This is a genomic window from Streptomyces ipomoeae 91-03, assembly GCF_000317595.1.
GTDB classification, from domain to species: domain Bacteria; phylum Actinomycetota; class Actinomycetes; order Streptomycetales; family Streptomycetaceae; genus Streptomyces; species Streptomyces ipomoeae.
Genome location: NZ_AEJC01000664.1, coordinates 1 through 8,660 on the forward strand (window position 1 = coordinate 1; position 8,660 = coordinate 8,660).

Below are 8,660 nucleotides of genomic sequence, written 5' to 3' on the forward strand. Positions count from 1 at the left end.
GCCCGGGGCACCGCCGACACCGAACACCCCGGCGGGCGGGCCGCCCACACCGGGCGCGGGTCCGTCCACACCGGCCGGGACGCCGGGCGGGCCGTCGCCGTACGACCCCTGGCAGCAGGCGCAGCCCCGGAGCCCGTACGACGGCTACAACCCCTACGCGGGCGGGCAGTCCACGCCGTACGGGGGCCCGGCGGGCAACCGGTCCCCGGCCTACGGCGGTGCGGCGGGCGGCCAGGCACCGTCGTACGGCAGCCCTCCCGGCAACCAGTCCCCGGCGTACGCCGGCAGCGTGGGCAACCAGTCCCTGCCGTACTCGGCCAACCGGTCGACGCCCTACGGGGGTGGGGGCGGCCGGCCGCCGGGGAACGCGGGGTTCCCCACGATCACGGCCGGCACTCCGCCGCCCGGTGGGCCGAAGCGCAAGGTGCCCGCGGCCGGGATCGTCGCGATCGTGGTCGCCGTCCTGCTGGTGGTGACCGGCGGGACCTGGGCGCTGGTCAATGTGCTCCGCCGCGGCGGTCCGACGACCGGCGGCGGCACCCCGACACCGGTCGCCTCGCCGGTATCTGAGTACCCCTACGGCAAGAAGGCCGCCCTCAAACAGCCGTTGGACGTGGGGGACTGCGTCAAGGCGGTGTGGACGGGGACGGCGTTCAAGTCGCTGCCCGACCTGGGTGTGGTGGACTGCGACGAGGACTGGCCGGACGGCCAGGTCGTGGCGATAGAGACGGCCTCCGACTACGAGGAGGCCCGCACCAGCGGGGCGGAGCGCTGCGCCAACCAGGCCGGTTCGATGGCAGAGGCCCTGCCCGACGCGGGGGTCTACGCGCTCCTCCCGACGAAGGAGGGCTTCACCAAGGCCAAGGGCGGTACGGCATGTCTCGTACTCGGCAAGCACGTTCCCATCGGCGGCGAGGTGGGCCGACTCCGCGACAACGGCACGAACCTGTGGCCCACTCAGATGGCCGTCGGCGACTGCTGGGACTACACCACGCGGGAGGACAAGGGATACGACGCACCGCTGACCGACTGTGCCGAAGCGCACACCGACCAGGTGGTCGGATCGGTGCAGGCCCCCGACAGCATGACCTTCCAGGGCGCCCTCGACGAGGGCGGCAAGCTCTGCACCAACAGGTTCGAGTCGACTTGGGCGCCCGGCACCGACCTGATCGTGTCGGCATGGGTCTCCGACGAGGAGGAGTGGAAGAAGGGCTTCAACAAGGTGGTGTGCACGGTGCGCAACGCCGACGTCTCGAGGACGACCGGGAAGATACCCACGCCCGGCTCGGTCTGAGGCCCCGGACGCCTCGCGTTCACCTCGGGTTCGCGAGCCCGCTTCCCGTACGTGTCAGCCTCCCGTCCCTGGGGAACCGAAGGGCGGGAGTGCGGGACATGGAGAGCGGACCAGCGATCTTCGCGGGCGTGGTGTTCGCCCTGTTCGGAGGCGGGCTGCTGCTGTGGACCACGGTCAGGGTGCGCCAGGGCCGGCCGGTGGCCGAAGGGGTGCGCCCTGTGATGTCGGCAACGCTCGCGAGCGTCGTGGCGGTGACCTCCCTCGTGCTCGGCGCGTGGTGCTTCACGCGGATCTGAGCGGGCTCCGGCAGCCGGGGCACGGGATCGGACGGGTAACCGAGAAGTGACGCTCCGCATCGGTCCGAAAGGGTCGTTGCACACGCCAGGCGGCAGGAATGGCGGTAGTCGGGTTACCGTTCGAGTGGCCGTTGCGGGCTTTTCCCGTTTGACACGGGGGCGGGATGTACCGTCACACTCCGCAGCGTCAGCATGACCCGATCCCCGGGCCGAAGGTGGAGCCTCGTGCGAGGCGCAAGCCGCCGGGGGTGCCCGACCCCGGGACGTAGCCTGGGGAGAACCCAGCGTCGACCGGAGAGAAGAGCGAAGTTGTCCCCGACCAGCGAGACCGCGAAGGGCGGCCGCCGACTCGTGATCGTCGAGTCGCCTGCCAAGGCGAAGACGATCAAGGGCTATCTCGGCCCCGGCTACATCGTCGAGGCGAGCGTGGGGCACATCCGCGACCTTCCCAACGGCGCCGCGGAGGTGCCCGAGAAGTACACCGGCGAGGTGCGCCGCCTCGGTGTGGACGTCGAGCACGACTTCCAGCCCATCTACGTGGTCAACGCGGACAAGAAGGCGCAGGTCAAGAAGCTCAAGGACCTGCTGAAGGACTCCGACGAGCTGTTCCTCGCCACCGATGAGGACCGCGAGGGCGAGGCCATCGCCTGGCACCTCCAGGAGGTGCTCAAGCCCAAGGTCCCGGTCAAGCGGATGGTCTTCCACGAGATCACCAAGGCCGCGATCCAGGCCGCCGTCGCCAACCCGCGCGAGCTGAACCAGAAGCTGGTCGACGCCCAGGAGACCCGCCGCATCCTCGACCGCCTCTACGGCTACGAGGTCTCGCCGGTCCTGTGGAAGAAGGTCATGCCGCGGCTGTCGGCGGGCCGCGTCCAGTCCGTCGCGACCCGGCTCGTGGTGGAGCGGGAGCGCGAGCGCATCGCGTTCCGCTCGGCCGAGTACTGGGACCTGACCGGCACCTTCGCGACCGGCCGCGCGGGTGACTCGTCCGACCCGTCGTCCCTGGTCGCCCGCCTGCAGTCGGTCGACGGCCGCCGTGTCGCCCAGGGCCGCGACTTCGACTCGCTCGGGCAGCTCAAGGGCGCGAACGTCCTGCACCTGGACGAGGCCAACGCCCGCGCGCTGGCCGCCGCCCTGGAGAACACCCGGTTCTCCGTCCGGTCCGTCGAGTCCAAGCCGTACCGCCGCTCGCCGTACGCCCCGTTCCGCACGACGACGCTCCAGCAGGAGGCTTCGCGGAAGCTGGGCTTCGGCGCCAAGGCCACCATGCAGATCGCGCAGAAGCTGTACGAGAACGGCTTCATCACGTACATGCGTACGGACTCCACGACGCTCAGCGACACCGCGATCGCCGCCGCCCGCGCCCAGGTCACCCAGCTGTACGGCGCCGACTACCTGCCGGCCCAGCCGCGTACGTACGCCGGGAAGGTCAAGAACGCGCAGGAGGCCCACGAGGCGATCCGGCCCTCGGGTGATCGTTTCCGCACGCCCGCGGAGACGGGGCTGACCGGTGACCAGTTCAAGCTCTACGAGCTGATCTGGAAGCGGACGGTCGCCTCCCAGATGAAGGACGCGACGGGCAACAGCGTGACGGTCAAGATCGGCGGCACCGCCTCCGACGGCCGGGACGCCGAGTTCAGCGCCTCCGGCAAGACGATCACCTTCCACGGCTTCCTCAAGGCGTACGTCGAAGGCGCCGACGACCCGAACGCCGAGCTGGACGACCGCGAGCGCCGGCTGCCGCAGGTCAACGAGGGTGACGCGCTCTCCGCCGAGGAGATCACGGTCGACGGGCACGCCACCAAGCCGCCCGCCCGCTACACCGAGGCGTCGCTGGTCAAGGAGCTCGAAGAGCGCGAGATCGGCCGCCCGTCGACGTACGCGTCGATCATCGGAACGATCCTCGACCGTGGGTATGTGTTCAAGAAGGGCACCGCTCTTGTGCCGTCGTTCTTGAGCTTCGCCGTGGTCAACCTGCTGGAGAAGCACTTCGGGCGGCTCGTCGACTACGACTTCACCGCCAAGATGGAGGACGACCTCGACCGCATCGCACGCGGCGAGGCCCAGTCCGTTCCGTGGCTCAAGCGGTTCTACTTCGGCGAGGCCGCGTCCGACAGCGGCTCCGTGGCAGAGGTCGCCAACGGCAGTGCGGCCGAGGCGGGCAACGGTGACGGGGATCACCTCGGTGGTCTGAAGGAGCTGGTGACCGACCTCGGCGCGATCGACGCACGCGAGGTGTCGTCGTTCCCCGTCGGCAACGACATCGTGCTGCGCGTCGGGCGCTACGGCCCGTACATCGAGCGCGGTGAGAAGGACGCCGAGGGCCACCAGCGGGCGGACATCCCCGAGGACCTGGCGCCGGACGAGCTGTCCGTCGAGCTGGCGGAGGAGCTGCTGGCGAAGCCGAGCGGCGACTTCGAGCTGGGGACCGACCCGGCCACCGGGCACCAGATCGTCGCCAAGGACGGGCGCTACGGGCCGTACGTCACGGAAATCCTTCCCGAGGGCACGCCGAAGACCGGCAAGAACGCGGTCAAGCCGCGCACGGCGTCGCTGTTCAAGTCGATGTCCCTGGACACGGTCACGCTGGACGACGCGCTGAGGCTGATGTCGCTGCCGCGCGTCGTCGGTACGGATGCCGAGGGCCAGGAGATCACCGCGCAGAACGGGCGGTACGGGCCGTATCTGAAGAAGGGCACGGACTCGCGTTCGCTGCAGTCCGAGGAGCAGCTCTTCACGATCACCCTCGAAGAGGCGCTGGAGATCTACTCCCAGCCCAAGCAGCGCGGGCGGGCCGCCGCCAAGCCGCCGCTGAAGGAACTGGGCGCCGACCCCGTCAGCGGGAAGCCGGTCGTGGTGAAGGACGGGCGCTTCGGGCCGTACGTCACCGACGGCGAGACCAACGCGACCCTGCGGTCCGGGGACAGCGTGGAGACGATCACGCCCGAGCGTGGGTTCGAGCTGCTTGCGGAGAAGCGGGCGAAGGCCCCGGCCAAGAAGACCGCGAAGAAGGCGCCGGCGAAGAAGACGGCCACCACGGCCGCCGCCAAGAAGGCGGCTCCGGCCAAGAAGGCCGCCGCGAAGAAGACAGCTACTTCCAAGACTGCGGCGAAGAAGGCGGCTCCGGCGAAGAAGGTGGCCGCCAAGAAGGCTGCGGCCTCTGAGGGCTGAGGCGTCGGGGGAGCGGCCGGTCGCCCAGTAGCTCGGGGTGCGGGTGGTTCGGCGGCTGCGGGTTTGTTGTGGCTGGTCGCTCCCGGGCGACGGAGCCGCATGTCGATACAGTCCCGCGCCCCTCGGGGAGCTGCCGTTGGCGTGGCCGGATTCTTCACCTTGGCTTTGCTGAACGTGCGCGTTTTGCTCGACTTGGTGGTGGGGTGTGCGTGCGTTCGGGCGTCGCTTCTGGGTGTCGGTGCGTGCCGATAGGCTGAAAGCATGATGCGAGGCGAGCAGCCGACGGCCCAGACTCCGGCCCCTGACGACGCCCTGGCAGCCGATTCCAGGGAGCGGGCGGTGCGTGCGTTGTTGCGCCAGCCACAGCTCAAACGGCTGTGGAGCGCGCAGCTTGTGGGTGGTGTCGGGGACGTCCTCGCGCTGTTCGTGCTCGTTCTGCTGGTTTTCCAGGTGGCGATCGCCGAGGGCTCCTTCGGAGGCGGGTACCGGGGCGTCGCCCTGACCGTGGCCGCCGTCTTCGGTACGCGTGTGCTCGCGACGCTGCTCTTCGGTGCCGTACTGCTCGGGCCGCTCACCTCGCTGACCTCCCAGGAGGGTCCGCTCGACCGCCGCTGGACCATGGTCGGCGCGGACGGGCTGCGGGTGCTGCTGCTGATCGTGGCGCCCCTGTGGATCGACTGGACGCCGGACAACGCGCTCGCGGTGCTGCTGGTGACCGTGTTCGTGACCGGTGTCGCCGAGCGGTTCTGGGCGGTCTGCCGGGAGAGCTCGGCGCCCGCGCTGCTGCCCGCGCCGCCGCTGGAGGGCGCGACCGTACGCCCGCTGCCGGACCACATGGACGCGCTGCGGCGCCTGTCACTGCGTACGGGATTCGTGGCGGTGCCGCTCGCTGCCGGCGTGCTCGTCGTCGCGTCGCTGCTCAACAATCTGCTGGGCGCCGGTATCGACTGGTTCGGCCAGCACCAGGCGGCGCTCGCGTCGTACGTCGCCGCCGGGCTCTTCGCCGCCTCGCTGTCCGTTGTGACCTTCCTCGAACTGCCCAAGACCCGCACCCCCCGCGCGCGGTCGCCGCTGGAGGGGCTGCGTCGGCCCAAGACGGGTACGGGCGTCGGCAAGGGCCGTACCGGTGCGATTCCGATACTGGTGCCCGCGTGCGGGGCCGTCGCCGGTGTGGTTGCCGCGGCTGTCTCCGTCGCCGTGCTGCACGCCAAGGACCTGGGCGGCGGACCGGTGATGTACGGGCTGCTCGTCGTCGCGCTCACCGGTGGGGTTGTTCTGGGAATCCGCCGGGCGCCGGCCGTGCTGCCCGCGCTGTCGCGGCGCCGGCTGCTCGCTCTGGCGATCGCCTTCACGGGGGTCGCGCTGCTCGCGGCCGGGCTGGTGCCGGATGTCACCAGTGTGGTGCTGATTCTGGGGCTGGCCGGTGTGAGCGCGGGGATCGCCGCCAACACCGGGCACACGCTGCTCGACCAGGAGGCCGAGGACTTCCGGCGGGCGCGTACCACCGAGCATCTGCAGGCCGTCGTACGAGTGTTCGTGGCGCTGGGGGCCCTGGTGGCACCGCTGGTTGCCGCGCTGATCGGGCCGCATCGGCTGGAGAGCGGCAAGTTCGTGTTCGCGCACGGGGGTGCGGCGTTCACGTTGATGCTGGTGGGGGCGTTGCTGCTGCCGGTGGCCGCGCTGGTGCTCGCCAAGGTCGACGATCGGTCCGGGGTGCCGTTGCGGCACGATCTGCGGGATGCGCTGCTGGGTGGCGACGATCCGGTGCAGGCGCCGGCTGCCTCAGGGTTCTTCATCGCCCTGGAAGGCGGTGACGGTGCCGGGAAGTCCACCCAGGTCGAGGCGCTCGCCGAGTGGATCCGGGCCAAGGGGCACGAGGTCGTGGTGACGCGGGAGCCGGGGGCGACTCCGGTGGGGAAGCGGCTGCGGTCGATTCTGTTGGACGTCAGCAGTGCCGGGTTGTCGCATCGCGCCGAGGCGCTGCTTTACGCCGCTGATCGTGCCGAGCATGTGGACACCGTGGTGCGGCCCGCGTTGGAGCGGGGGGCCGTTGTCATCTCGGATCGGTACATCGATTCGTCCGTTGCCTATCAGGGGGCCGGGCGGGATCTTTCGCCGACTGAGATCGCTCGGATTTCGCGGTGGGCGACAAATGGGCTCGTGCCGCATCTGACCGTGCTGCTGGATGTTTCGCCGGAGACCGCGCGGGAGCGGTTCACCGAGGCGCCGGACCGGTTGGAGTCGGAGCCGGCCGAGTTCCATGAGCGGGTGCGGGCCGGGTTCCTGACGCTGGCCGCGGCGGACGCCGGGCGGTATCTGGTCGTCGACGCCGGGCAGGATCCGGAGGCGGTCACAACCGTTGTTCGGCATCGGCTGGACGTGATGCTGCCGCTGTCCGAGGCCGAGATCGAGGCGCAGGAGGAGGCGCGGCGCAAGGCCGAGGAGGAAGCTCGGCGCAAGGCCGAGGAGGAGGCCGCGCGCAAGGCCGAGGAAGAGCGGCTGGAGCGTGAGCGGCAGGAGGAGCTCGCGCGACTGCGTGCCGAGGAGGAAGAGCGCAAGCGGCGCGAGCTGGAGGAGGCTCAGCGACGCGAGGCGGAGCGGCAGGCCGAGGAGGCCCGGCAGCGGGCCGAGGAAGCGCGTCGTCGCGCCGAGGAGGAGCAGGCGCGGCTCCTCGCGGAGGAGAAGGCCCGGGCCGAGGCGGAAGAGCGGCGGCGTGCCGAGGAGGAACGGCGGCGTCAGCAGGCCGCCGAGGAGGAGCGGTTGCGGGCCGAGGCCGAGGCTCGGCGCCTGGAGAAGCAGCGGAAGGCCGAGGAGGCGTTGCTTCGGGCTGAGGAGGCTCGGAGGGCGGCTGCTGCGGCGGAGGCCGCGGCTGCGGAGAAGGCGGCGGCGGAGAGGGTGGCCGCTGCGGAACGGGCCGCTGCGGCTGAGCGGGCTGCGGCTGCGGAGAGGGCGGCTCGGGGTGCGGGGGCTGCGCGGGCTGGGGCCCGTGCGGGTTCGGTGGCTGATGATGAGCCGACTGTGCCTACGCCGGTTGTGACGCCGACGAATGCGTCTGGTGGGCCGGTGGATGAGACGGCTGTGCTGCCGCCTGTGCCGCCTGTGCGGCCGGGGGGTTCGTTGGGTGGCGCGTCGGACGCGTCTGATTCCGAGGCGACTGCGAAGTTGCCCATGCCGCCGGTGCCGCCGGGGGCGGAGTCGGGGTCCGGGGCCGGGTCCGGGTCGGTTTCGGGCAGGGGCTCGGAGGATGAGACTGCGGTGTTGCCGCAGGTGCCTTCCGGGGCCGCTGATGAGACGGCTGTGCTGCCTCCGGTGCGGGAGGATCGGGTGCCGCCCGGGTTCTTCCGGGATGAGCGGCCGGTGTCCGAGGGGGCGGACGAGCGGACTCGGGAACTGCCTCAGGTCGATGCGGAGGGGGTGCCGCGGCGTCGGCAGCGGTCCGACTGGGCCGAGGAGACGCCGTTGGATGACCTGCCGACGCTGGCGGACGAATTGCTGGGGCCGCATGCCGATGACGACGCCGATGAGGGGTGGGGGCGGCGGCGGGGGTGAGGCGGGACCGCGTACGGGGGTGGGCGGAGCGCGACTGAGGGCTTGGGGGGCCTGCGTTGTCCCAGCCTCGCGGCCCCCTTTGATAGCGGCTGCGCCGCTGTGCGCCTGCGGGTGCGTTGTGGGTTGGGGCTGTGCCGGTGTGTCAGCCTGTCGCCAGGTGCGGGGTGCCTCCGGCGGTTGGGCGGGGCGCCTGCGGTGGGTTGGGGGGCGGGGCCGTGCCGGTGTGTCAGCCCGTCGCCAGGTGCGGGGTGCCTCCGGCGGTTGGGCGGGGGGTGCGCCTGCGGGTGCGTGGGTGGGGCGGGGCCGTGCCGGTGCGTCAGCCCGTCGCCAGGTGCCCTACGGCCCGGGGT

The 8,660-nt window shown here is 71.4% G+C and carries 4 protein-coding genes; all 4 read left to right on the plus strand.

From position 1 onward, the window contains the following. Nucleotides 1-1,294 (plus strand): septum formation family protein (locus tag STRIP9103_RS43420; protein WP_009342027.1); only part of this gene is annotated, 1,294 nt, incomplete at its 5' end. A gap of 98 nt (nt 1,295-1,392) precedes the next feature. Beyond that, nucleotides 1,393-1,590 carry a hypothetical protein gene (locus STRIP9103_RS43425; protein WP_048822172.1) on the plus strand — a complete coding sequence of 66 codons (198 nt, stop codon included), beginning with the start codon at nt 1,393-1,395 and terminating at the stop codon, nt 1,588-1,590. Nucleotides 1,591-1,899: 309 nt separating this feature from the next. Further along, a complete protein-coding gene (topA, locus tag STRIP9103_RS43430) occupies nt 1,900-4,761 on the plus strand; it encodes a type I DNA topoisomerase (protein ID WP_009342029.1) in 2,862 nt (953 codons plus the stop codon). Nucleotides 4,762-5,022: 261 nt separating this feature from the next. After that, the gene (gene tmk / locus STRIP9103_RS43435; RefSeq protein WP_048822171.1) at nt 5,023-8,310 is read left to right on the plus strand and encodes a dTMP kinase; all 3,288 of its coding nucleotides are present in this window, start codon (nt 5,023-5,025) and stop codon (nt 8,308-8,310) included. The last annotated feature ends 350 nt before the right edge of the window (nt 8,311-8,660 follow it).

Bases quoted from the DNA above. Each gene is read 5' to 3' on its own strand.
- STRIP9103_RS43425 (WP_048822172.1), top strand. From the start codon at position 1,393: ATGGAGAGCGGACCAGCGATCTTCGCGGGCGTGGTGTTCGCCCTGTTC.
- tmk (WP_048822171.1), top strand. From the start codon at position 5,023: ATGATGCGAGGCGAGCAGCCGACGGCCCAGACTCCGGCCCCTGACGAC.